Here is a 22,570-nt window from a genome sequence, read left to right on the forward strand (position 1 = left end):
GTGCTGCGCACGCTGACCGAGGACGAGCGTTCGGCCCGTGCCAGCGCGCTGGCCGATGCCAAGCTGCGCGAGGTCGAGGAACGCCGCCAGGCCGAGGAAGAGGCCCAGCGCCGCGCGGTCCGCGAGGCCGCCGAACGCGCCGAGCGCGAAGCCGCCGAATCCCGCCGCAAGGCCGAGGAGGAGCGCCACCGTCACGAGGACGAGGCCAAGCGCAAGGCCGAGACCGAGGCCAAGAAGCGTTTTGGCGAAGGCGAGCAGCCTTCTGCCGCACGACCCGCAACAGCTCCGGTGACGAGCGCTCCGCGTTCGGCGCCGAGCACGGCGCGACCTGCGGCGACCACCACCACCACTGCACGCCCGACCACGACCACGCAGCGGCCGGCAGGCCCTGCGGGGCGCGCGCCTGCGGTTGCGGCCGGACCCGACGAGGACGATGGTCCGCGCCAGATCCGCCGCGGGCCCGGCGGCGCAGCACGTCCTGCGGCGGCCCCCAAGACCACCCACAAGCCCGGCCCGCAGAAAGAGCGCGGCCGCCTGACGGTCGTCACCGCGCTCAATGCCGACGAGGTCCGCGAGCGCTCGATCGCCTCGTTCCGTCGCCGCACACAGCGCCTCAAGGGCCATGCCTCGAACGAGCCGAAGGAAAAGCTGATCCGCGAGGTGACGATTCCGGAAGCGATCACGATCCAGGAACTCGCCAACCGCATGTCCGAGCGGGCGGTCGACGTCATCCGCATGCTGATGAAGCAGGGCGCGATGCACAAGATCACCGACGTGATCGACGCCGACACCGCGCAGCTGATCGCCGAAGAGCTCGGCCACACCGTCAAGCGCGTCGCCGCCTCGGACGTCGAAGAAGGCCTGTTCGACCAGGTCGACGATTCCACCGACACCGAGACGCGCTCGCCCGTCGTGACCGTGATGGGTCACGTCGATCACGGCAAGACTTCGCTGCTCGACGCGCTCCGTCACGCCAACGTGGTCTCCGGCGAGGCCGGCGGCATCACCCAGCACATCGGCGCCTATCAGGTGGTGTCGCCCGAAAGCGGCAAGAAGATCACCTTCATCGACACGCCCGGCCACGCCGCGTTCACCGCGATGCGCGCCCGCGGCGCCAAGGTCACCGACATCGTCGTGCTGGTGGTCGCGGCCGATGACGGCGTGATGCCGCAGACGGTCGAAGCCATCAACCACGCCAAGGCGGCGCGGGTGCCGATCATCGTTGCCATCAACAAGATCGACAAGCCGGACGCAAAGCCGGAGCGCGTGCGCACCGAACTGCTCCAGCACGAGGTGCAGGTGGAGTCCTTCGGCGGCGAAGTCGTCGACGTCGAGGTCTCCGCCAAGAACAAGACCAATCTCGACAAGCTGCTCGAGATGATCGCCCTCCAGGCCGAGATCCTCGACCTGAAGACCAACTCGCAGCGTCCGGCCGAAGGCACCGTGATCGAGGCCAAGCTCGATCGCGGCCGTGGTCCGGTCGCAACCGTGCTGGTGCAGCGCGGCACGCTCCGCGTCGGAGACATCATCGTCGCCGGCGCCGAAATGGGCCGTGTCCGCGCCTTGATCTCGGATCAGGGCGAGACGGTGCAGGAGGCCGGTCCCTCGGTACCGGTCGAAGTGCTCGGCTTCAACGGTCCGCCGGAAGCCGGCGATCGTCTCGCGGTGGTCGAGAACGAAGCCCGCGCCCGTCAGGTCACCAGCTACCGCGCGCACCAGAAGCGCGAGAACGCGGCTGCCTCGATCTCCGGCATGCGCGGCTCGCTCGAGCAGATGATGTCGCAGTTGAAGACGGCGGGCCGCAAGGAATTCCCGCTGATCATCAAGGCCGACGTGCAGGGCTCGCTGGAAGCGATCCTCGGCTCGCTGGAGAAGCTCGGCACCGACGAAGTCGCCGCGCGCATCCTGCATGCGGGCGTCGGCGGCATCTCGGAATCCGACGTGACGCTCGCGGAAGGCTTCAACGCCGCGATCATCGGCTTCTCGGTCCGTGCCAACAAGGAGGCCGCTGCGGCCGCCAAGCGCAACGGCATCGAGATCCGCTACTACAACATCATCTACGACCTCGTGGACGACGTGAAGAAGGCGATGAGCGGCCTGCTCGCGCCGACCTTGCGCGAAACGATGCTGGGGAATGCCTCGATCCTGGAGATCTTCAACATCTCCAAGGTCGGCAAGGTCGCCGGCTGCCGCGTCACCGACGGCACCGTGGAACGCGGCGCCAATGTGCGCCTGATCCGCGACAACGTCGTGGTGCACGAAGGCAAGCTGTCGACTCTGAAACGCTTCAAGGACGAAGTGAAGGAAGTCCAGTCGGGTCAGGAATGCGGCATGGCCTTCGAGAACTATCACGACATGCGTGCCGGCGACGTGATCGAGTGTTATCGCGTGGAGACGATCCAACGCTCCCTGTAAGTCCAAATCTTACCGAAGCGTTCGGATCATTTTGAACTGAAATTGCGGGAGTGCGATGGCCGGATCTTTCCGGCCATCCACCTCTCTTCGTTTCAACAGGAAAACGACAATGCCCGTGTCCCAGCACGGGCATCACGAGGTGATTTTCGAGAATGCCACGCCACCATCAGAAGAAGAGTTCCGCGCCCGGCGGAGGCTCGCAGCGCCAGTTGCGCGTCGGCGAGCAGGTTCGCCACGCGATGGCCGATATTCTGGCGCAAGGCAATGTGCATGATGCGGACCTCGAAGGTCACATCATCACCGTGCCGGAGGTGCGGATGTCGCCCGACCTGAAGCTCGCAACGGTCTACGTGATGCCGCTCGGTGGCCGCGACACCGGGATCGTGATCGCTGCGCTCGAGCGCAACAAGAAATTCCTGCGCGGCGAGGTCGCGCACCGCGTTAACCTGAAATTTGCACCTGACATTCGCTTCCGCGTCGACGAGCGATTCGACGAAGCGGAACGGATCGAGAAGCTTTTGCGAACGCCTGCGGTGCAGAAGGACTTGGACAAGGATCTGGAACAGAATCCGGCTTCGGATCGGGAAGAAGAGCAATGACCATGGACCCGGCTCACGGCACGATCGGCGGCGACGATGTCGATCAGCGCGACGTGCAGAAGAATAATTTCGCGGATTTGGGAGGCGATGCCCGGCCGCCTCAGGAGCCGCGCCGCGTCAACAACGATCCGCGCGCCAAGCAGCAGAAGGGCAACCAGCCGCGCCGGGACCGCCGCGACGTCCATGGCTGGGTCGTGCTGGACAAGCCGATCGGCATGACCTCGACGCAGGCGGTTGCCGTGCTCAAGCGCCTGTTCAACGCCAAGCGCGCCGGCCACGCCGGCACGCTCGATCCGCTCGCCTCTGGCGGGCTGCCGATCGCGCTCGGCGAAGCCACCAAGACCGTTCCCTTCGTGATGGATGGCCGCAAGCGCTACCAGTTCACGGTCTGCTGGGGGGAGGAGCGTGACACCGACGATATCGAGGGCCGGGTGACCGCGACCTCCGACCAGCGCCCGACCCGGGAGGCCATCCTGGCCCTCCTGCCCCGCTTCACCGGCGTGATCGAGCAGATCCCGCCCCGCTATTCCGCGATCAAGGTCCAGGGCGAGCGCGCCTATGACCTCGCCCGCGACGGCGAGGTCGTGGAACTGGCCCCCAGGCCGGTCGAGATTCACCATTTAACCCTTGTAGATCAACCGGATAAAGACCGGGCCGTATTCGAGGCCGAGTGCGGCAAGGGCACCTATGTCCGCGCGCTGGCCCGCGATATGGGCCGGATTCTCGGCACTTACGGCCATATCTGCGCGCTCAGGCGGACCCTGGTCGGCCCATTTGGCGAAAACGACATGATTCCGCTGGATCAGTTGGAAGCTTTGTGCAATAGAGCCGCGTCCGGCGAGGGCAGCCTCGCCGACGCGCTTTTGCCCGTTGAGACCGCGCTGGACGACATCCCGGCACTGGCCGTCACTCGGGCTGATGCGGCAAGGCTCCATCGGGGCCAGGCCGTTTTGTTGCGCGGACGGGATGCGCCCACTTGTAGCGGCACAGTCTATGTCACGGTGGCAGGCCGTCTTTTGGCGCTTGCTGAAGTTGGCAATGGCGAAATCATCCCCAAGCGTGTGTTCAACCTGACCGGCCTGACTGCCAGTTCCGGTCGCAACGAGAGAAATTGACGATGTCGATTGCCGCAGAACGCAAAGCGGAAGTCATCAAGACGAATGCCACCAAGGCCGGCGACACCGGCTCGCCCGAGGTTCAGGTCGCGATCCTGTCGGAACGCATCAACAACCTCACCAACCATTTCAAGACGCACGTGAAGGACAACCATTCGCGTCGCGGCCTCTTGAAGCTGGTCTCGACCCGCCGCTCGCTCCTCGACTACCTCAAGAAGAAGGACGAGGCGCGGTACAAGGCGCTGCTCGAGAAGCACAACATTCGTCGTTAAGAGTTGCTGCGCGCGCCACTGGCGCGCGTTTTCGCGCGTGGTTTCGAACGAAAGCGTTTCCTTAAAGGTTTTTGGTCGAGGTTGCGTGCGCGTCGGATGCGGGCCGTTGAAGATTCGCATCCGGGCATGAAGAGCGAAGACCGCGGTTCGGTGTTCGCGTTCGTGCCGACTGACAGTCCAGCAGCAATCCGGCGGCTGGGCACAACGGGCAAGGCGCCCGTATGACCCGAAAGGATGGACGCCATCCGAAATCCAAAAACCATGGCAGGATCGCAGGACGCTGATCATCCGCTCCGATCAGCGTCCCGCAATCTTGCGCATGGTTTTTGTTTTTCGACGCATCCCTTCTTTCGAGAACCCATGAAAGAAGACCACTATGTTCAATAAGCATTCAGTCGAGATCGACTGGGGCGGACGCCCACTCAAGCTCGAAACCGGCAAGATCGCCCGCCAGGCCGACGGCGCCGTCGTCGCCACCTATGGCGAGACCGTGGTGCTCGCCACCGTCGTCGCGGCGAAGGCGCCGCGCGAGGGCGTCGACTTCCTGCCGCTGACCGTCGACTACCAGGAGAAGACCTACGCTGCGGGCCGCATCCCCGGCGGCTATTTCAAGCGCGAGGGCCGTCCGACCGAGAAGGAGACGCTGGTCTCCCGCCTGATCGACCGTCCGATCCGTCCGCTGTTCGTCGACGGCTGGCGCAACGAGACCCAGGTGATCGTCACCGTGCTCTCGCACGACATGGAGAACGACCCCGATATCGTCGCGCTGGTCGCGTCGTCGGCTGCGCTGACCCTGTCCGGCGCCCCGTTCAAGGGCCCGATCGGCGCAGCGCGCGTCGGCTTCGCCAATGACGAGTTCATCCTCAACCCGACGCTCGACGAGATGGTCGACACCCAGCTCGACCTCGTCGTCGCCGGCACCGCCGACGCCGTGCTGATGGTGGAATCGGAAGCCAAGGAGCTGAACGAAGACATCATGCTCGGCGCCGTGATGTTCGGTCACCGCCACTTCCAGCCGGTGATCAACGCGATCATCGAGCTCGCCGAGAAGGCCGCCAAGGAGCCGCGCGAAGTCACCGTGATCGACAACGCCGCGCTCGAGAAGGAGATGCTCGGCCTCGTCGAGCAGGAGCTGCGCGCCGCCTACGCGATTCCCGTGAAGCAGGATCGCTACGCCGCGGTCGGCAAGGTCAAGGAAAAGGTGATCGCCCATTACTTCCCCGAAGGGCAGGAGCCGAAATACGACAAGCTCCGCGTCGCCGCCGTGTTCAAGGAGCTCGAAGCCAAGATCGTTCGCTGGAACATTCTGGACACCGGCAAGCGCATCGACGGCCGCGACAGCAAGACCGTGCGCAACATCGTCGCCGAAGTCGGCGTGCTGCCCCGCGCCCACGGCTCGGCGCTGTTCACCCGCGGCGAGACCCAGGCGATGGTCGTGACCACGCTCGGCACCGGCGAGGACGAGCAGTACATCGACGCGCTGTCGGGGACGTACAAGGAAACGTTCCTGCTGCACTACAACTTCCCGCCCTACTCGGTCGGCGAGACCGGCCGCCTCGGTGGCACCAAGCGCCGCGAGATCGGCCACGGCAAGCTGGCCTGGCGCGCAATTCATCCGGTGCTGCCGCCGCACCATGAATTCCCCTACACCGTGCGCGTGGTCTCGGAGATCACCGAATCCAACGGCTCCTCGTCGATGGCTTCGGTCTGCGGCGCCTCGCTGGCGCTGATGGATGCGGGCGTGCCGTTGAAGCGGCCGACCGCGGGCATCGCGATGGGCCTGATCCTCGAAGACAAGCGCTATGCGGTTCTCTCCGACATCCTCGGTGACGAGGACCATCTCGGCGACATGGACTTCAAGGTTGCCGGTACCGAGCAGGGCATCACCTCGCTCCAGATGGACATCAAGATCGAGGGCATCACCGAGGAGATCATGCGCGTTGCCCTTGGCCAGGCCAAGGATGGCCGCATCCACATCCTCGGCGAGATGGCCAAGGCGCTGACCAACGCCCGCGCCGAGCTCGGCGAATATGCGCCGCGCATCGAGACCTTCAAGATCCCGACCGACAAGATCCGCGAAGTGATCGGAACCGGCGGCAAGGTGATCCGCGAGATCGTCGAGAAGACCGGCGCCAAGGTCAACATCGAGGACGACGGCACCGTGAAGGTCGCCTCCAGCGACGGCGAGGCGATGAAGGCCGCGATCAAGTGGATCAAGTCGATCGCGTCCGAGCCGGAAGTCGGCCAGATCTATGACGGCACCGTCGTCAAGGTGATGGAGTTCGGCGCCTTCGTGAACTTCTTCGGCTCCAAGGACGGCCTCGTCCACATCAGCCAGCTCGCTTCCAGCCGCGTGCAGAAGACCTCCGACGTCGTCAAGGAAGGCGACAAGGTCAAGGTCAAGCTGCTCGGCTTCGACGATCGCGGCAAGACCCGCCTGTCGATGAAGGTGGTCGACCAGACCACCGGCGAGGACCTCGAGGCCAAGGAGAAGGCCGCCGAGGGCGAGAACGCCCCACGCGAAGCGGCCGGCGAGTAAATTCTCGCACCACAGCCAGAAACACGAAGGGCGGCCGAGAGGCCGCCCTTTTTGTTGTTCCTCAGCGGCCTGCGTCAACGCGATGTCCGTGCGCGATTCCGCCGCAGTCTCACAGTGACTGCGATTGAAACCCGCAACGGGAGCAACCGCGTACCTCTTGTACGGCCGCTCGCGTTATCAGCGGATCGCCCCCCGACAGGAGAACCACATGTCCCTCATATCCCGGCGCCGTCTCATGTTCGCTGCAACCGGCCTCGCTGCGGCGGCCGCGGTCCCACGCATGGCATTTGCGCAAGGCGCGGCGGCGCCTGCAGGGCCGTTCAAGCTCGAGCCGCTGGCCTATCCGGCGAATGCACTGGAACCGCACATCGACGCCAAGACAATGGAGATCCATCACGGCCGCCATCACCAGGCGTTCATCACGAACCTGAACAACTTCGCCAAGGACAATCCGCAGATCGCGGAAAAGCCGGTCGGCGAAGTGCTGGGCAACCTCGGCGCCGTGCCGGACGCGATCCGCACGGGCGTCCGAAATAGCATGGGCGGCCACGCCAACCACAAGATGTTCTGGCAGATCATGGGACCGAATGGCGGCAAGCCGGAAGGTACCTTGCTTGCCGCGATCGACGGCGATCTCGGTGGCATGGAGAAATTGCAGACCGACTTCAACGCTGCCGGCGGCCGCGTGTTCGGCTCGGGCTGGGTGTTCGTGACCGTCGGCAAGGACGGCAAGCTCGCCATCGAGACTCGACCCAACCAGGACAATCCGATGATGGACGGCAAGCGGGCGCTGCTCGGCAACGACGTCTGGGAGCACGCTTATTACCTGAACTACCAGAACCGCCGCGCCGATTATCTCAAGGCATGGTGGAATACGGTGAACTGGAAGGTGGTTGGCGAACGCTACGCTGCGGCGAAGGCCGGCACACTCGACGTGTGAGTACATCAGAGACCGACAAAAAGGGCGGCCTCTCGGCCACCCTTTGATCTATCGCTTGCTGATCGGGATCACGCCGCGATGTCGTAACGGTCGAGGTTCATCACTTTGGTCCACGCCTTGGCGAAGTCCTTGACGAACTTCTCCTTGGAGTCCGAGGTGGCATAGACCTCGGCGAAGGCGCGAAGCTGCGAATGTGCGCCGAAGATGAGATCGACACGCGTGCCGGTCCACTTCACGGCGTTGGTCTTGCGGTCGCGCCCCTCATAGGCGCCGTCGGCCGACGGCGTCCACTGCGTGCTCATGTCGAGCAGGTTGACGAAATAGTCGTTGCTCAGCGTACCCACCTTCGAAGTGAAGACGCCGTGCTTCGAACCGTTCGCATTGGCACCGAGCACACGCAGGCCGCCGACCAGCACCGTCATCTCCGGACCGGTCAGCCTCAGCAGCTGCGCGCGATCGACCAGCGCCTCTTCCTCCTGCATGAACTGATGCCGCTTGCCGATGTAGTTGCGGAAACCGTCGGCCCGCGGCTCCAGCGGCGCGAAGGAGGCAACATCCGTCTGCTCCTGCGACGCATCCATGCGGCCCGGCGTGAAGCCGACCTTCACGTCCACGCCGGCATCCTTCGCAGCCTTCTCGACCGCGGCGGTACCGCCGAGGACGATCAGGTCCGCCAGCGAGACCTTCTTGGCGCCGGACGACGCGTTGAAGTCCTTCTGGATCGCTTCGAGCTTGCCGAGCACCTTGGCGAGCTGAGCCGGCTCGTTGACCTCCCAATCCTTCTGAGGGGCAAGACGGATGCGCGCGCCGTTGGCGCCGCCGCGCTTGTCGGAGCCGCGGAACGTCGAGGCCGACGCCCAGGCGGTCGAGACCAGCTCGGACACCGAGAGGCCGGAGCCCAGGATCTTGGTCTTCAGGGCGGCGATGTCCTGATCGCTGACCAGCTCGTGATCCACGGCCGGAATGGGATCCTGCCAGATCAGCGTCTCCTTCGGCACCAGCGGGCCGAGATAGCGCTGGATCGGGCCCATGTCGCGATGGGTGAGCTTGAACCAGGCGCGGGCGAAGGCGTCAGCGAACTGATCCGGGTTCTCCAGGAAGCGCCGCGAGATCTTCTCGTACACGGGGTCGAAGCGCAGCGAGAGGTCGGTCGTCAGCATCGTCGGCCGATGCTTCTTCGACGGATCGAACGCGTCCGGAATGATCGCCTCGGCGTTCTTGGCCGTCCACTGCTGCGCCCCACCCGGGCTCTTGGTCAGCTCCCATTCGAAGTTGAACAGGTTTTCGAAGAAGTTGTTGCTCCACTTCGTCGGCGTCGTCGTCCACGTCACCTCGAGGCCGCTGGTGATGGAATCAGCACCCAGGCCAGACCCATGCTTGCTCTTCCAGCCGAGGCCCTGATCTTCCAGCGCGCCCGCCTCCGGCTCCGGACCGACCAGAGATGGATCGCCGGCGCCGTGAGTCTTGCCAAAACTGTGGCCGCCGGCGATCAGCGCGACAGTCTCTTCGTCGTTCATCGCCATGCGGGCGAACGTCTCGCGGATGTCCTTGGCCGCAGCGACCGGATCCGGCTTGCCGTTCGGGCCCTCCGGATTGACGTAGATGAGGCCCATCTGCACCGCACCGAGCGGCTCGGCGAGCTCACGTTCACCGCTGTAGCGCTCATCGCCCAGCCAGGTGCCTTCGGGGCCCCAATAGAGCTCCTCCGGCTCCCAGACATCGACGCGACCGCCGGCGAAACCGAACGTCTTGAATCCCATCGATTCCAGCGCGACGTTGCCGGCGAGCACCATCAGATCGGCCCAGGAAATCTTGCGGCCGTATTTCTGCTTGATCGGCCACAGCAGACGGCGCGCCTTGTCGAGGTTGGCGTTGTCGGGCCAGCTGTTGAGCGGCGCAAAACGCTGCTGACCGGCGCCGGCGCCACCGCGGCCGTCGGTGGTGCGATAGGTGCCCGCGCTGTGCCAGGCCATGCGGATCATGAGGCCGCCATAGTGACCGAAGTCGGCGGGCCACCATTCCTGCGAGTCCGTCATCAGAGCGGTCAGGTCCTTGATGACCGCATTCAGGTCGAGCGACTTGAACTCCTTGGCGTAATCGAAGTCCTTGTCCATCGGATCGGACTTGTCCGAGTTCTTGTGCAGAACCTCGATGTTGAGCTGGGTTGGCCACCAGTCGCGGTTCACGCGCGTCGGTTTGCCGCCCGAAAACGGGCACTTCGAAGTGTCGTCCATGAATACCTCCTCTGGTGGCGTCGACTTGCGCCTTGGACCAGGTAGAACCACTCTAAGCGTCGCGCACGATCAGGTAAAGTTGACTTTAATGATCGCTGCGATAGGATTTTCTGATGATCAACGTGACGCTGCGCCAGCTCCGGTATTTCGATGCGCTGGCGCGTCATGGCCATTTCGGGCGCGCAGCGGAGTCGTGCTCCATCTCGCAACCGGCCTTGTCGATGCAGATCAAGGAGCTGGAGGAGGCGCTCGGCGGCCTGCTGCTGGAGCGCAGCGCGCGCCAGGTGACGCTGACCCGGTTCGGCGAGGAACTCGCACAGCGGGTCCGCGACATCCTGCGCTCGGTCGATGAGCTCGGCGATTTCGCACGGGCGTCGCAGGACCGTTTCGCCGGCCGCCTCCGCATTGGCATGATCCCGACCATCGCGCCCTATCTCCTGCCCAAGATCACCAAGAACCTGACGCGCATGCATCCGGAGCTCGACATCCGCGTGCGCGAGACCATGACCCCGCGGCTGATCCAGGAACTCGTGGAAGGGCGGCTCGATACCGCCATCGTCGCGCTGCCGGTGTCGGAGCCCTCGCTCACCGAGGTCGCTCTGTTCGAAGAGAAATTCTTGCTGGTACGGCCGGGCTCCGACGAGGGGACCCCGGTGCCGTCGCGGGAGATGATGCGCGAGATGCGGCTGCTGCTGCTCGAGGAGGGGCACTGCTTCCGCGACCAGGCGCTCTCCTTTTGCAACATGCAGTCGGCGCCCCCGCGCGAGATGCTGGATGCGAACTCGCTGTCGACGCTGGTGCAGATGGTCAGCGCCGGCATCGGCGTGACGCTGATCCCGGAGATGGCCGTGCCGGTCGAGACGCGATCGGCCTCGGTCTCGCTGGCGCGCTTCCGCGATCCGGAGCCGTCTCGCACCATCGGCATGGTCTGGCGCAAGACCAGTCCGCTGGCACGGCAGCTGCTGCAGATTTCCGAGGTGGTCTGCCTGTCGGCCGGCAAGGTGCGCGCGCGCCAATCCGTGCGCAGCCAGCGGGCCTAGCGCCAATGCCGCATCCCGTCATCCGCCCTGCCCGCGCAGACGAGTATGATGAGGTCGGCCGCGTCTGGATGGAGAGCTGGGTCTCGACCGGGCTTGCCGGGCCGAGCGACTTTCTCCTCGCCAATTTGCGTGCGCGCATCAGGCGCGAGATCGCGGACGGCTGGAGCCTGTTCGTCGCCGATGACAGGGGCGCGATCGCCGCCATGCTGGCGCTGCATCTGCCCAAACTCTATCTCGACATGCTTTTCGTTGCGCCCGCCTATCAGGGGCAATCGCTCGGACGGAAGCTGCTCGCCTTCACGCGCACGCAAATGCCGGATGAGATGCATCTACGCTGTGTGCGCGAGAACGAAAAGGCCTGGCGCTGGTACGAGCGCGAGGGCTTCGTGTTCGAGAGGGAAGAGATCGAGCCATCGAATGGGTTCGTGATGAAATGTTATCGGTGGAGGCGGCCCATCAGGTAGGTGCTGAACTCCGGGCGCAGCTTGCGGTTGTCACGATCCCAACCTAGTGTGATGCGACCGGTCACCTCCTGCCTCTGATCTCCTGGAATCCATGGTTCGAATTGCCATCTCGCTTATCGCGCTACTGCTCCTTCCGACTTCGGCAGTCGCGCAAACTCCTCCTGTGACCAACGCGCCTCCCGCTCAGACTGCGGCTCCGGCAAAGCCAGCGGCCAAGAAGGCAGCGAAACCGAAGGCACCGCCAGCCAGACCCGTGGAGCAGACGACACCCGGTCCTTGCAGTATCGGCGTGATTGCGGCGACGCAGGACCCGTTCGTCGTCGAAAAGATCGGCCTAACGGTGTTCGGCAACGAATATGCGGAAGTGCCGGTGTCCTGGGGCCTTGACGATCTCGTTTTCGCCCGTGCGCGTGCGGCGGCGGGCGCCACGCCGCTCCGGCGAATAGCCTACGCCAAAGGCGCGTTCGACGCCTATTACCACCCGAAGCCCAGCCTGTTTCGCAACGAGCGCGAAGAACTCTCGAATCTCGTCCGTCAGATCGCGGGCAATGCCGGCTGCGAGCGATATGTCGTCGTCACGCGGGGCCAAGGGATGCTGCCGGGGACCAATCTGCCGCTCCGCGGTCTCGGCATTCTCAATCGGGGCGTCGGCCCTATCAACTATTCATTTCTGTACGCCTATGTCGGCGTGACCGTCTTCGACGGCCAGACCTTCGAGATCAGGAAGGGGCCCGGTGTGACCTTGGAAGGCGTCATGAAGCACATGGCCGACAATTTCGTGCAAGACGAGCACCTTCGCAAAGTAGACAACTCGCTGTTTCCGGCTGCGGCAGCCGAGGCCTCCAGCAACACAACGCTGCGCGACAACATTCGCGAATTCCTGACGGAGCGGCTCGACAAGATCTTGCCGCCCTACTTCGCGCAGTGACGATGATGTAAGGAAGCCAAGCTCGCAAGCGCTGACCGAGAAGACCGCCGCCAACCTGTCGCGTTGACCAACATGTCGTTCGCGCAGCTGACCTCTTGCCCAGGCATAGTGCGTTGCGAATACGCGGCAAACGCCCCATGAATTGGATGCTGTTTGCCCCCCCGATGAAAGGTTCCCCCCCATGATCAAGCTCTATTGGTCGCCCCGCTCGCGCTCGTTCTCGACGCTCTGGCTGATGGAAGAGAGCGGCCTGCCCTATGAGCGCGTGCTGACCGACATCTCCACCGGTGCGCAGAAGGCGCCCGACTATCTGAAGATCAATCCGATGGGCAAGGTGCCGGCGCTGACCGACGGTGACGCGGCGCTCGGCGAGGCCGCTGCGATCTGCGCCTACATCGCCGATCGCTATCCCGAGACGAAGCTCGCGCCCGCCGTCACCGATCCGCGCCGGGCGCGCTATCTGCAATGGCTGTTCTTCTCGCCCGGCTGCATCGAGCCGGCCATCATCCAGATCTTCACCAAGATCGAGATCCCGACCTCGACCGCGGCGTGGGGCAGCGCGACGCAGGTGTTCGACGTGCTGGAAGCCGCGCTCGAGAAAGGACCGTGGATTCTGGGCGAGGAATTTTCCGCCGCCGACATCACTGTCGGCTCAGGCCTGAATTTCGCGGTACGCCTGTTCAAGATGGTGCCGTCGCGCCCGGCCTTCGATGCCTATCTCGCGCGCTGCATGGCGCGCCCGGCGTTCCAGCGCGCGGAGAAGATCGCGGCGGGTTAGAGCATGATCAGGAAAAGTGTGCAGCGGTTTTCCGAAGAGATCATGCTCGCACTTTAGTCTTCCGTCTTCAAATCGTCCGGCCTCGGCATCAGGATGATGTTGTAGCCGGAATCCACGTAGTGGATCTCGCCGGTCACGCCGCCGGAGAGATCCGACAGCAGATACAGCGCCGAGCCGCCGAGGTCGTCGAGCGTGACGCCGCGACGAAGCGGCGAGTGCTTCTGCATGAAGGCGAACATCGCCCGCGCCTCGCCGATGCCGGAGCCGGCGAGCGTGCGGATGGGGCCGGCGGAGATCGCGTTGACGCGGATGCCGCGCGGTCCGAAATCGGACGCGAGATAGCGCACAGAGGCTTCCAGCGCCGCCTTGGCCACGCCCATCACGTTGTAATTCGGCATCGCGCGCTCCGAGGCGCCGAAGGTCAGCGTGATCATGCTGCCGCCTTCCGTCATCAGCTCGGCGGCGCGTTTTGCGACCTCGGTGAACGAGAAGCAGGAGATCACCATGGTGCGCGAAAAATTTTCGCGGCTGGTGTCGGCGTAGCGGCCCTTCAGCTCGTTCTTGTCGGCAAAGCCGATCGCGTGGATCACGAAGTCGAGGCGGCCCCATGTCTCGCGGAGCGCGGCGAAGGTGGCATCGACACTGGCGATGTCCTCGACGTCGCAAGGCAGCACCAGATCCACGCCAAGCTGCTCCGCCAGCGGCTTGACGCGCTTGCCGAGGGCGTCGCCCTGGAAGGTGAAGGCGAGCTCGGCGCCATGGGCATGCAGCGTCTTCGCCATGCCCCAGGCGATCGAATGATCATTGGCGATGCCCATGATCAGACCGCGCTTGCCCTTCATTAAACCTTCCATTGCCTCGCTACTCCCACCATTCCGGGGTCATCGCCCGCCTTGTGCGCGCTGCGCACTGGGGCGGGCGATCCAGTATTCCAGAGACGTTCGTGATAAATCGAGAAGCCGCGGCGTACTGGATGCCCCGCCCCCGTGCGCAATTGCGCACTAGGCGGGGCATGACGAAGTCCGTGCTCACACATCGAGCCGGCTGAACACCAGCGTGGCGTTGGTGCCGCCGAAGCCGAAGGAGTTCGACAGCACGGTGCCGATCTTGACGTTGTCGATGCGCTTGCGCACGATCGGCATGTCGGCGAACACGGGATCGAGCTCCTGTATGTGCGCACTCTCGCAGATGAAGCCGTTGTTCATCATCAGCAGCGAATAGATCGCTTCCTGCACGCCGGTGGCGCCCAGCGAGTGGCCGGTCAGCGCCTTGGTCGCCGAGATCGGCGGGCACTTCTCGCCGACGCCGAATACTTTTCGGATCGCCTCGATCTCCGGCGGATCGCCGGCGGGCGTCGATGTCGCGTGCGGATTGATGTAGTCGACCTTGGTCTTCACCGTCGACATCGCCATGCGCATGCAGCGCTCGGCGCCTTCGCCCGACGGCGCCACCATGTCGTGGCCGTCCGAGGTCGCGCCATAGCCGACGATCTCGCCATAGATGCGCGCGCCGCGTGCCTTGGCATGCTCGAGCTCTTCCAGCACCAGCACGCCGGCGCCGCCGGCGATGACGAAGCCGTCGCGATTGACGTCGTAGGGGCGCGAGGCCGTGGCCGGCGTGTCGTTGTACTTCGATGACATCGCGCCCATGGCGTCGAACAGCACCGACAACGACCAGTCCAGTTCCTCGCAGCCGCCGGCGAAAATGATGTCCTGCTTACCGATCTGGATGGTCTCATAGGCGTTGCCGACGCAATGGTTCGACGTCGCGCAGGCCGAGGAGATCGAATAGTTCACGCCCTTGATCTTGAACCAGGTCGCGAGCGTCGCGGAAGCCGTGGAGGACATCGCCTTCGGCACCGCAAAAGGACCGACGCGCTTGGGTCCCTTGGAGCGGGTGATGTCGGCGGCTTCGACGATGGTGCGCGCCGAGGGACCGCCGGAGCCCATGATGATGCCGGTGCGGATATTGGAGACTTCGTCGGGCGACAGGCCGGAGTCCTGGATCGCCTGCTCCATCGCGATGTGATTCCACGCCGCGCCCTGGCCGAGGAAACGCATCGCGCGGCGGTCGACCACCGTCGCGGGATCGAGCGTCGGCTCACCTTGCACCTGCGAACGGAAGCCCAGCTCGGCATATTTCTCAGCCCGCGAAATGCCCGACTTCGCCTCGTGAAGGCTCGCAAGCACTTCCTGGGTGTTGTTTCCGATGGACGAGACGATGCCCATTCCGGTGACCACAACCCGCCTCATGACAGCCTCGCCTCAATCGTTGCCTTCTTGGTAATGCGCTCAGCCCAGGCTCGTGCCCTGCTTGAACAGGCCGACCTTCAGATCCTTGGCGCGATAAATAATCTGGTCATCGACCGAAAGCCACCCGTCGGCGATCCCGAGCACCAGCTTTGCCCGCATCACGCGTTTGATATCGACGTTGTACACAACCTTGCGCGCTTCCGGCAGCACCTGGCCGCTGAACTTGAGCTCGCTGAGGCCAAGGGCGCGGCCGCGGCCTTCACCCCCGCTCCAGCCGAGGTAAAAGCCGACCATCTGCCACAGCGCATCGAGGCCGAGGCAGCCGGGCATGACGGGATCGTTCTTGAAGTGGCAGCCGAAGAACCAGAGATCGGACTTCACGTCGAGCTCGGCGCGCACGAGGCCCTTGCCGAACTCACCGCCATTGTCGTTGATGTCAGTGATGCGGTCGAACATCAGCATCGGCGGCAACGGCAGCTGGGCATTGCCCGGGCCGAACATCTCGCCGCGGGCACAGGCCAGCAGATCTTCGTATTCGTAACCGTTGCGCCTGTTCAGCATTCACTAGCCTCTGTTCAAATCCCGGTTGAGCGGCGTTCTCTGGCGAAAATGGGCCCCGTCTCGATCGGAAAGCAACGCCAATTGCCATCGCCGGCCGCGACTTGCGCAAATTCCCGGATGGGCTGCGCACCAACCCCCAGGCCCGGCTGCACCAACATCGGCTGAGCGGAACCGCGCGCTCTCTAACACAGGCCATTTCAGGTAGCAAAGCGCATCCATGAAGGTAAAATGACGCGTTGGTCGTGCAGTTCCAAGCCTGATTAGAACCTCTCTAGTTGCGAGAAACTTGCATCTGCATCTTTCTGTTCTTATATTGCAGAGACATATTGTTCACGCGTGCCCGAAATCTGGAAATGACCGAGAATACCGCGTCCCATCACGACGACGACGTCCATGCCGCGGCCCTCCTGTCCGGCCGCCAGCCGGCCCTGACCGGCTGCCCCTGGCACGACGTCAACGAAATGCTCCAGTCCGCGGGGCTCCGTCCGACGCGCCAGCGCATGGCGCTCGGCTGGTTGCTGTTCGGCAAGGGCGCGCGTCACCTCACGGCTGAAATGCTGTACGAGGAAGCCACGCTGGCCAAGGTCCCGGTGTCGCTGGCGACCGTCTACAACACGCTGAACCAACTCACCGATGCCGGCCTGCTCCGCCAGGTCAGCGTCGACGGCACCAAGACCTATTTCGACACCAACGTCACCACCCACCACCACTACTACCTCGAGAACAGCCACGAGCTGGTCGACATCGAGGATCCGCATCTGGTGCTGTCCAAGATGCCGGAGGTGCCCGAGGGTTACGAGATCTCCCGCATCGACATGGTCGTGCGCCTGCGCAAGAAGCGCTGAGATCGATCCAAAACTGCTGAATTCGTCGTGATGGCCGGGCTTGTCCCGGCCATCCGCGTTTTTGGACCACGCGCGAGGTCCGTGGATGCCCGGGACAAGCCCGGGCATGACGGGGAGCAATAGCTCGCCTCTACCGCGTCAGTTGACCTGCTCGTCCGAGTAGACGCCCCAGAGGCGCTCCTGCTGGATCCAGCCGTCAAAACCGTTGCCGGTGACACGACACCAGTTTGCGGCGCATTTCTTCACCTGCGTGACGACACCGGCCTGGAGCTTTGCCGCGACCGCGCTGTCGGGATCGGGCCGGTCATAGATCGGGGCGAGGTCGTCCTTGTGCTTCATGGTGACGACCGCGGTGCGGCGGCCCGACAACAGCGAGTGATAGACCCAGCCCTCGGCGCCTTCGGAATCGCGCACCCGGCGCCAGTTCTCGAATTCGGCGGTGATTTCGACCGGCAGGCCGGCACGGGTGTAGACCCAGGCGACGTCATTGTCCTTGGTCGGGCCGGCGCGGACGTTCACGTGATCCGATTTGAGGCTGACATAGCGCGGCACCGGCAAGCCGCTGGCGGTCTGCGGGGTGTTGTCCTTCGCTGAATGCGAGGGGCTGACCGAGGCGCTCAACCAGGTGCAAACGAGCGCCATCACTGAACAAAAACGCCCCAACGCCATCAACCCGTCTCCTGTCGAAGACCCGGCCAGGCCGGATCCTCACCCCAATTCCAAACCCTGCCGCGTCTGCCCCTTCTCCCGCCCCACGCGGGTTCCAAGCCTTGAGCCGTGGTTCTTGTCTTGGCCCGGCCTTCTGCTAGAGAGGACGGGCACTTGAACAACCAGTTTGCCCCGATTTTCCGGCCGGAAATGTCGGGAGAGCTTGGAGGAAACGCCGGGGACGGACACGGCAAGGGCAGTGTCGAAGAACCGGGTTAATGAGGTCTCAACAACCAGCCTTTGGCGACAGAGGCGGCTTGCGACGCCTCATGAGAGCAGGACATGTCGGTGAAGAAAAAGCCCCTCGTCGTGGTGACGCGCAAGCTGCCGGATTCGATCGAGACGCGAATGCGCGAGCTGTTCGATGCGCGGATCAATCTCGAGGACACGCCGATGTCGCCCGAGCAGATCGCGGAAGCCGCGCGCACCGCCGACGTGCTGGTTCCGACCGTGACCGATCACATCAGCGCCGACGTGGTGAACCAGCCGGACTGCAAGCTCCGCCTGATCGCCAATTTCGGCAACGGCGTCGACAATATCGACGTTGCGGCCGCCCATGCCCGCGGCATCACGGTCACCAATACGCCGAAGGTTCTGACCGAAGACACCGCGGACATGACCATGGCGCTGATCCTGGCCGTGCCGCGGCGGATGATCGAAGGCGCCTCGATCCTGACCGAGGGAAAGCCCTGGGCGGGCTGGTCGCCGACCTGGATGCTCGGCCACCGCATCGGCGGCAAGCGCCTCGGCATCATCGGCATGGGCCGCATCGGCCAGGCGGTGGCGCGCCGCGCCCGCGCGTTCGGCCTGCAGATCCACTATCACAACCGCCGTCCCGTCGCGCCTGTCATCGCCGAAGAGCTCGGCGCGACCTATTGGGAAAGCCTCGACCAGATGCTGGCGCGGATGGACATCATCTCGGTGAACTGTCCGCATACGCCGGCGACCTATCACCTGCTCTCGGCGCGGCGGCTGAAGCTGATCCGCAAGGACGCCTACATCGTCAACACCGCGCGCGGCGAGGTGACCGACGAGGACACGCTGATCAAGCTGATCGAAGGCGGCGAGATTGCCGGCGCCGGCCTCGACGTCTACGAGCACGAGCCCGCCGTCAACCCGAAACTCGTGCGGCTCGCCAAGGCCGGCAAGGTGACGCTGCTGCCCCATATGGGCTCGGCCACGATCGAGGGCCGTGTCGAGATGGGCGAGAAGGTGATCATCAACATCCGCACCTTCCTCGACGCCCACAAGCCGCCGGATCGCGTGCTGCCGAGCATGCTCTGAGCTCGGCGTATGCGTCGATCTCAGGCACGGTGGATGCTTAGATCGCTGATCACCGGCCCATCGCCGTTGAGCGGATTGGCGGGATCGCGCCCGTAGCGCAGCGTCTCGAAGCGCATCGCGCGCGCATCGATCATCAGGAGGCGGCCGACGAGGCCGTCGCCGAAGCCGACGATCTCGCGGATCGCCTCCAGCGCCATCATCGAGCCGAGCACGCCCGCGAGCGCCCCCATGACGCCGGCCTCCGCGCAGGCGGGAACGGTGCCGGGCGGCGGCGCCTCGGGAAACAGGCAGCGATAGGTCGGGTTGAACTCGCCCTGCTCGTTCGTCTCGTGCGCACGGATGGTGGTGAGCGAGCCGTCGAAGGTGCCGAGCGCCGCCGTGATCAGCGGCCGCTTCGCGAAGAAGCAGGCGTCGGAGGCGAGATACCGCGTCGAGAAATTGTCGGAGCCGTCGAGCACGAGGTCGTAGTCGCCGATCAGGCTGAGCGCATTGTCGGCGTTGAGCCAGGTGGCATGACCGACGAAGCGGACATGCGGATTGAGCGCGGCTATCCGCTCGGCCGCGCTCTCGACCTTGTGCCGGCCGATGTCGGGCGTGGTGTGGATGACCTGGCGCTGCAGATTGGACAGCGACACCACGTCGTCGTCGACCACGCCGAGCGTGCCGATGCCGGCGGCGGCCAGATACATCAGGGCCGGGGCGCCGAGCCCGCCGGCACCGATCACCAGCACGGAGGCCCGCTTCAGCGCCGCCTGGCCGGGTCCGCCGACATCGCGCAGCACGATATGGCGGGCGTAGCGTTCGAGTTCGTCCGGGCTCAGCATCGTCGTACGTCTCTCCTACCACGGCTTCGCTTACCACGGCTTCGCTCTCGACCTTCATGGTGAGGAGCGCGGCACGCGCGTCTCGAACCATGCAGGCCCGGATGTCGCCTGCGGCCATCCTTCGAGACGCAGCCTTCGGCCACTCCTCAGGATGAGGGCCTGAGTTCGCGGCCCTGTCGCCAACTGAACCACCCCAACATTGTTCGCGACCAACGAGATGTGCTTCAATGGCATGCGTTCAATGGGCTGGCTGGATTTGTCATGAGATCGATGCTTGCGGCAACACTGATGTTTGCGGCCGCCACGGGCGCTCACGCCCAGACGACGGCGCCACAAATCCCCGGCTCCACTCCGAAAACGGTTCAAACAGTTCCGGTCAAGCCTCCCGCGATGCAGACGCCGTCGGCGACGGCCGATGCCATGGCAAGAGCAGAGCGGCTGTCGCTCCAGTCCGATCTCGCCTGGGTCGGCCAATATAATGGCGCGATCACCGGCGACGTCAGCGAGCGCATGGTGAACGCCATCAAGGAGTACCAGAAGGCGAAGGGCGGCAAGCCGACCGGCGTGCTCAATCCGCAGGAGCGCGCCGCGCTCGCCGAGACGGCGCGAAAGAAGCAGGAGAGCGTCGGCTGGAAGATCGTGACGGAGCCGACCAGCGGCGCGCGGCTCGGCATCCCCGGCAAGCTGGTGCCGCAGCAGGCAAGCGACGCCAACGGCTCGAAATGGACCTCGCCGACCGGAACCGTGCAGATCCTGCTCAGCCGCCGCAAGGAGGCGAACCCGAGCTCGGCAAAGCTCGCCGATCTGGAGAAGGAGCCGTCCGGGCGCAAGGTCGACTACACCGTGGTGAAGCCCGACTTCTTCGTGCTGTCGGGCTTGCAGGGCCTGAAGAAATTCTATGTCCGCGGCACCTTCAAGGGCGACGAGGTCCGCACCATGACGATCCTCTACGACCAGGCGACCGAGAACACCGTCGAGCCGGTGGTGATCGCGATGTCGAGCGCGTTCAATGCCTTTCCGTCCGGACCGCAAGCGGGACCGCCACCGCGCAAGACCGTCGAGTACGCCACCGGAATCGTCGTCAGCGACGACGGCGCGATCGTCACCGATCGCCTCGCCACCGACGGCTGCCTTGCGATCACGATCGGCGGCTACGGCAGCGCCGACCGTCTCGCCGAGGACAAGGAGCGCGATCTCGCGCTACTGCGCATCTACGGCGCCCGCGGCCTGAAGCCGCTCAACCTCGCGGCCGGTGCCGGGAAAACGAATGTCGATGTCATCGGCATCGCCGATCCGCAGAGCCAGGGCGGCGCGGCCGGGGTGTCGAGCCTCAAGGCTGCGCTGGCGCCGCTCACCCGCAGCGATTTCGCCCTCTCGCCGCCGCCGGCAGTCGGATTTTCCGGCAGCCCGGCCATCGATGCCGACGGCAAGTTCGCCGGGATCGCGCTGCTGAAGCCGGCCATGGTTGCTGGACCCGCGACATCGATGCCGGCCTCACAGGCCGTGATGGTCTCGGCGGAAACGGTGCGCGATTTCCTGAAGACGAACGGTGTCACGGCAAATGGCACGTCGGCGGATGCGAAGGCCGCCGTCGTCCGCGTGATCTGCGTGAGGAAGTAAGCCGCGCGGCAATCACGATTCTCTCGCGTCCCGGACGCGGTGCGGCACGAAGCGGCGCACCGCAGGGCCGGGAGCTTCGGTCTGGGCCACGGCCCGGCAGCGCATCACTGACGTGCTGCGCCTTGTCCGGGGCACAGCCGTGAGCGCCAGCATACGTACGACTACGGGTCCGGTAATGCTACGGATTCGCTGGCATTCCCTATTCCGACATCATCGTTACCTGATTCGGACCTCCGCGATCCCCCTTTGGATCGGGCCGGCACGTCCTGAGCGAGAAGAGCTCAGCATCGAGATCGATGCACGTTCGCGTGGCGTATTCCTGACCGAAGCACTCCAGAGGATTGATCTTCAATGCACACGATCGTACTTGCCACCCAAAAGGGCGGCAGCGGCAAGAGCACGCTCGCCATCGGCCTCGCGCTGGCCGCCAAGCAGGCCGGCTTCACCGTCCGCCTGATTGAGACCGACCCGCAGGGAACCCTGTCCAACTGGCAACGCCGCCGCGGCACGGACGACCTCGTCGTCGAACCGATCTATCACGCCGCCGACATCGAGCCGCGGCTGAAGATGCTCGCCGACGGCGGACTCCAGCTCGCGATCGTCGACACCGCGGCCGGTCTCAGCGCCGCGACCACCGCCGCGATCCGCTATTCCGACCTCTGCCTGATCCCGGCCCGTCCGAGCGTCGCCGACATCGAGGCTACAGTCTCGACGCTGAGCGTCGCGCGCGCCTGGAGGCGTCCGTACAGCTTCGTGCTGAACCAGACTCCGATCCGCGGCCAGCGCATCGACAACGCCGCCATCACGCTCGCCGAGGAAGCCGCGCTCGACCTCGCTGATGTGCTCGCGCGTCCGCTGATCGTAATGCGCAACGATCACCAGGACTCGCTCGCGAAAGGTCTTGCCGTCAGCGAATTCGCGCCGAACGGCAAGTCGGCGGACGAGATTCGCGGGCTCTGGCGCTGGATCGAGACCCGGCTCGAGCTCGAGGCCACGACCCGTTTGCTGATCGATCAGGTCATGTCGGCTGCCGACAGCATGCTGCATGCGGCCGCCGAGCTTTCAGGAGACGAGACCACGACACTGGCGTCCTGAGCGGGGCATCGCTCAGACGCCAGGCGGGCTCTCCGCTATCCGGAAGAGTCCCAGCGA

General features: G+C 64.8%; 20 protein-coding genes. 14 read left to right on the plus strand and 6 right to left on the minus strand.

Annotated features, from left to right (window positions below; translation table 11 throughout):
* The 6 genes from infB to AX729_RS12540 form a co-directional block, all read left to right on the plus strand.
* A partial coding sequence (infB, locus tag AX729_RS12515; RefSeq protein ID WP_061023414.1) for a translation initiation factor IF-2 occupies window positions 1–2,415 on the plus strand: 2,415 nt, incomplete at its 5' end.
* 152 nt (window positions 2,416–2,567) lie between these two features.
* Window positions 2,568–3,014 carry a 30S ribosome-binding factor RbfA gene (gene rbfA, locus AX729_RS12520; RefSeq protein ID WP_061023416.1) on the plus strand — a complete coding sequence of 149 codons (447 nt, stop codon included), beginning with the start codon at window positions 2,568–2,570 and terminating at the stop codon, window positions 3,012–3,014.
* Entirely contained in the window at window positions 3,011–4,129 is a 1,119-nt protein-coding gene (truB, locus tag AX729_RS12525; protein WP_061023418.1) for a tRNA pseudouridine(55) synthase TruB, read from the plus strand. Before rbfA ends, truB begins: the two co-directional genes overlap by 4 nt.
* A 2-nt stretch (window positions 4,130–4,131) precedes the next feature.
* Window positions 4,132–4,401, plus strand: a complete 270-nt coding sequence (rpsO, locus tag AX729_RS12530) for a 30S ribosomal protein S15 (protein ID WP_008540131.1) — start codon at window positions 4,132–4,134, stop codon at window positions 4,399–4,401.
* A gap of 376 nt (window positions 4,402–4,777) precedes the next feature.
* Window positions 4,778–6,940 (plus strand): polyribonucleotide nucleotidyltransferase, encoded by a 2,163-nt coding sequence (pnp, locus tag AX729_RS12535; protein WP_061023420.1) that lies wholly within the window; start codon window positions 4,778–4,780, stop codon window positions 6,938–6,940.
* 208 nt (window positions 6,941–7,148) lie between these two features.
* Window positions 7,149–7,880 carry a superoxide dismutase gene (locus AX729_RS12540; protein ID WP_061023819.1) on the plus strand — a complete coding sequence of 244 codons (732 nt, stop codon included), beginning with the start codon at window positions 7,149–7,151 and terminating at the stop codon, window positions 7,878–7,880.
* Window positions 7,881–7,948: 68 nt separating this feature from the next.
* On the opposite strand, the gene katG is transcribed toward AX729_RS12540, so the two are convergent.
* Entirely contained in the window at window positions 7,949–10,114 is a 2,166-nt protein-coding gene (katG, locus tag AX729_RS12545; RefSeq protein WP_061023421.1) for a catalase/peroxidase HPI, read from the minus strand.
* 113 nt (window positions 10,115–10,227) lie between these two features.
* Here katG and AX729_RS12550 point away from each other — a divergent pair, with 113 nt between their 5' ends.
* The 4 genes from AX729_RS12550 (at window position 10,228) to AX729_RS12565 (ending at window position 13,324) form a co-directional block, all read left to right on the plus strand.
* Complete coding sequence (locus AX729_RS12550) at window positions 10,228–11,154, plus strand: hydrogen peroxide-inducible genes activator (protein WP_061023422.1); 927 nt, start codon at window positions 10,228–10,230, stop codon at window positions 11,152–11,154.
* Window positions 11,155–11,159: 5 nt separating this feature from the next.
* Window positions 11,160–11,618: a GNAT family N-acetyltransferase gene (locus AX729_RS12555; protein ID WP_061023423.1), complete on the plus strand. Its 459-nt coding sequence runs from the start codon at window positions 11,160–11,162 to the stop codon at window positions 11,616–11,618.
* Window positions 11,619–11,907: 289 nt separating this feature from the next.
* Complete coding sequence (locus tag AX729_RS12560; RefSeq protein ID WP_245325145.1) at window positions 11,908–12,546, plus strand: hypothetical protein; 639 nt, start codon at window positions 11,908–11,910, stop codon at window positions 12,544–12,546.
* Between the two features lie 181 nt (window positions 12,547–12,727).
* Window positions 12,728–13,324 (plus strand): glutathione S-transferase family protein, encoded by a 597-nt coding sequence (locus tag AX729_RS12565; RefSeq protein WP_061023426.1) that lies wholly within the window; start codon window positions 12,728–12,730, stop codon window positions 13,322–13,324.
* Window positions 13,325–13,377: 53 nt separating this feature from the next.
* Here the strand turns inward: AX729_RS12565 and fabI are convergent, their stop codons facing one another.
* From fabI to fabA, 3 genes are all read right to left on the minus strand, one after another.
* Window positions 13,378–14,178 carry an enoyl-ACP reductase FabI gene (gene fabI / locus AX729_RS12570; RefSeq protein ID WP_061023428.1) on the minus strand — a complete coding sequence of 267 codons (801 nt, stop codon included), beginning with the start codon at window positions 14,176–14,178 and terminating at the stop codon, window positions 13,378–13,380.
* Between the two features lie 174 nt (window positions 14,179–14,352).
* Window positions 14,353–15,576, minus strand: coding sequence for a beta-ketoacyl-ACP synthase I (fabB, locus tag AX729_RS12575; protein WP_061023430.1), 1,224 nt, complete (start codon window positions 15,574–15,576; stop codon window positions 14,353–14,355).
* A 39-nt stretch (window positions 15,577–15,615) separates the two neighbouring features.
* Complete coding sequence (gene fabA, locus AX729_RS12580) at window positions 15,616–16,137, minus strand: bifunctional 3-hydroxydecanoyl-ACP dehydratase/trans-2-decenoyl-ACP isomerase (protein WP_061023431.1); 522 nt, start codon at window positions 16,135–16,137, stop codon at window positions 15,616–15,618.
* Window positions 16,138–16,490: 353 nt separating this feature from the next.
* On the opposite strand from fabA, the gene irrA reads away from it, so the two are divergent.
* A complete protein-coding gene (gene irrA / locus AX729_RS12585; RefSeq protein ID WP_061023433.1) occupies window positions 16,491–16,982 on the plus strand; it encodes an iron response transcriptional regulator IrrA in 492 nt (163 codons plus the stop codon).
* A gap of 138 nt (window positions 16,983–17,120) precedes the next feature.
* On the opposite strand, the gene AX729_RS12590 is transcribed toward irrA, so the two are convergent.
* A complete protein-coding gene (locus AX729_RS12590; protein ID WP_061023435.1) occupies window positions 17,121–17,651 on the minus strand; it encodes an SH3 domain-containing protein in 531 nt (176 codons plus the stop codon).
* Window positions 17,652–17,972: 321 nt separating this feature from the next.
* Between AX729_RS12590 and AX729_RS12595 the strand changes: the two genes are divergently transcribed.
* Entirely contained in the window at window positions 17,973–18,974 is a 1,002-nt protein-coding gene (locus AX729_RS12595) for a 2-hydroxyacid dehydrogenase (RefSeq protein WP_061023436.1), read from the plus strand.
* Window positions 18,975–18,994: 20 nt separating this feature from the next.
* Here the strand turns inward: AX729_RS12595 and AX729_RS12600 are convergent, their stop codons facing one another.
* On the minus strand, window positions 18,995–19,798 hold the full coding sequence (locus AX729_RS12600; protein WP_061023438.1) for a HesA/MoeB/ThiF family protein: 804 nt from the start codon (window positions 19,796–19,798) through the stop codon (window positions 18,995–18,997).
* Window positions 19,799–20,059: 261 nt separating this feature from the next.
* Here AX729_RS12600 and AX729_RS12605 point away from each other — a divergent pair, with 261 nt between their 5' ends.
* Together AX729_RS12605 and AX729_RS12610 are read left to right on the plus strand one after the other, a co-directional pair.
* Window positions 20,060–21,418, plus strand: coding sequence for a serine protease (locus AX729_RS12605; RefSeq protein WP_061023440.1), 1,359 nt, complete (start codon window positions 20,060–20,062; stop codon window positions 21,416–21,418).
* Between the two features lie 351 nt (window positions 21,419–21,769).
* Window positions 21,770–22,513, plus strand: a complete 744-nt coding sequence (locus tag AX729_RS12610; protein ID WP_061023442.1) for a nucleotide-binding protein — start codon at window positions 21,770–21,772, stop codon at window positions 22,511–22,513.
* Window positions 22,514–22,570: the final 57 nt, after the last annotated feature.

It is taken from the genome of Bradyrhizobium sp. CCH5-F6, assembly GCF_001556045.1.
Lineage (GTDB): Bacteria > Pseudomonadota > Alphaproteobacteria > Rhizobiales > Xanthobacteraceae > Bradyrhizobium.

Bases quoted from the DNA above. Each gene is read 5' to 3' on its own strand.
- rbfA (WP_061023416.1), top strand. From the start codon at position 2,568: ATGCCACGCCACCATCAGAAGAAGAGTTCCGCGCCCGGCGGAGGCTCG.
- truB (WP_061023418.1), top strand. From the start codon at position 3,011: ATGACCATGGACCCGGCTCACGGCACGATCGGCGGCGACGATGTCGAT.
- rpsO (WP_008540131.1), top strand. From the start codon at position 4,132: ATGTCGATTGCCGCAGAACGCAAAGCGGAAGTCATCAAGACGAATGCC.
- pnp (WP_061023420.1), top strand. From the start codon at position 4,778: ATGTTCAATAAGCATTCAGTCGAGATCGACTGGGGCGGACGCCCACTC.
- AX729_RS12540 (WP_061023819.1), top strand. From the start codon at position 7,149: ATGTCCCTCATATCCCGGCGCCGTCTCATGTTCGCTGCAACCGGCCTC.
- katG (WP_061023421.1), bottom strand. From the start codon at position 10,114: ATGGACGACACTTCGAAGTGCCCGTTTTCGGGCGGCAAACCGACGCGC.
- AX729_RS12550 (WP_061023422.1), top strand. From the start codon at position 10,228: ATGATCAACGTGACGCTGCGCCAGCTCCGGTATTTCGATGCGCTGGCG.
- AX729_RS12555 (WP_061023423.1), top strand. From the start codon at position 11,160: ATGCCGCATCCCGTCATCCGCCCTGCCCGCGCAGACGAGTATGATGAG.
- AX729_RS12565 (WP_061023426.1), top strand. From the start codon at position 12,728: ATGATCAAGCTCTATTGGTCGCCCCGCTCGCGCTCGTTCTCGACGCTC.
- fabI (WP_061023428.1), bottom strand. From the start codon at position 14,178: ATGGAAGGTTTAATGAAGGGCAAGCGCGGTCTGATCATGGGCATCGCC.
- fabB (WP_061023430.1), bottom strand. From the start codon at position 15,576: ATGAGGCGGGTTGTGGTCACCGGAATGGGCATCGTCTCGTCCATCGGA.
- fabA (WP_061023431.1), bottom strand. From the start codon at position 16,137: ATGCTGAACAGGCGCAACGGTTACGAATACGAAGATCTGCTGGCCTGT.
- irrA (WP_061023433.1), top strand. From the start codon at position 16,491: ATGACCGAGAATACCGCGTCCCATCACGACGACGACGTCCATGCCGCG.
- AX729_RS12590 (WP_061023435.1), bottom strand. From the start codon at position 17,651: ATGGCGTTGGGGCGTTTTTGTTCAGTGATGGCGCTCGTTTGCACCTGG.
- AX729_RS12595 (WP_061023436.1), top strand. From the start codon at position 17,973: ATGTCGGTGAAGAAAAAGCCCCTCGTCGTGGTGACGCGCAAGCTGCCG.
- AX729_RS12600 (WP_061023438.1), bottom strand. From the start codon at position 19,798: ATGCTGAGCCCGGACGAACTCGAACGCTACGCCCGCCATATCGTGCTG.
- AX729_RS12605 (WP_061023440.1), top strand. From the start codon at position 20,060: ATGAGATCGATGCTTGCGGCAACACTGATGTTTGCGGCCGCCACGGGC.
- AX729_RS12610 (WP_061023442.1), top strand. From the start codon at position 21,770: ATGCACACGATCGTACTTGCCACCCAAAAGGGCGGCAGCGGCAAGAGC.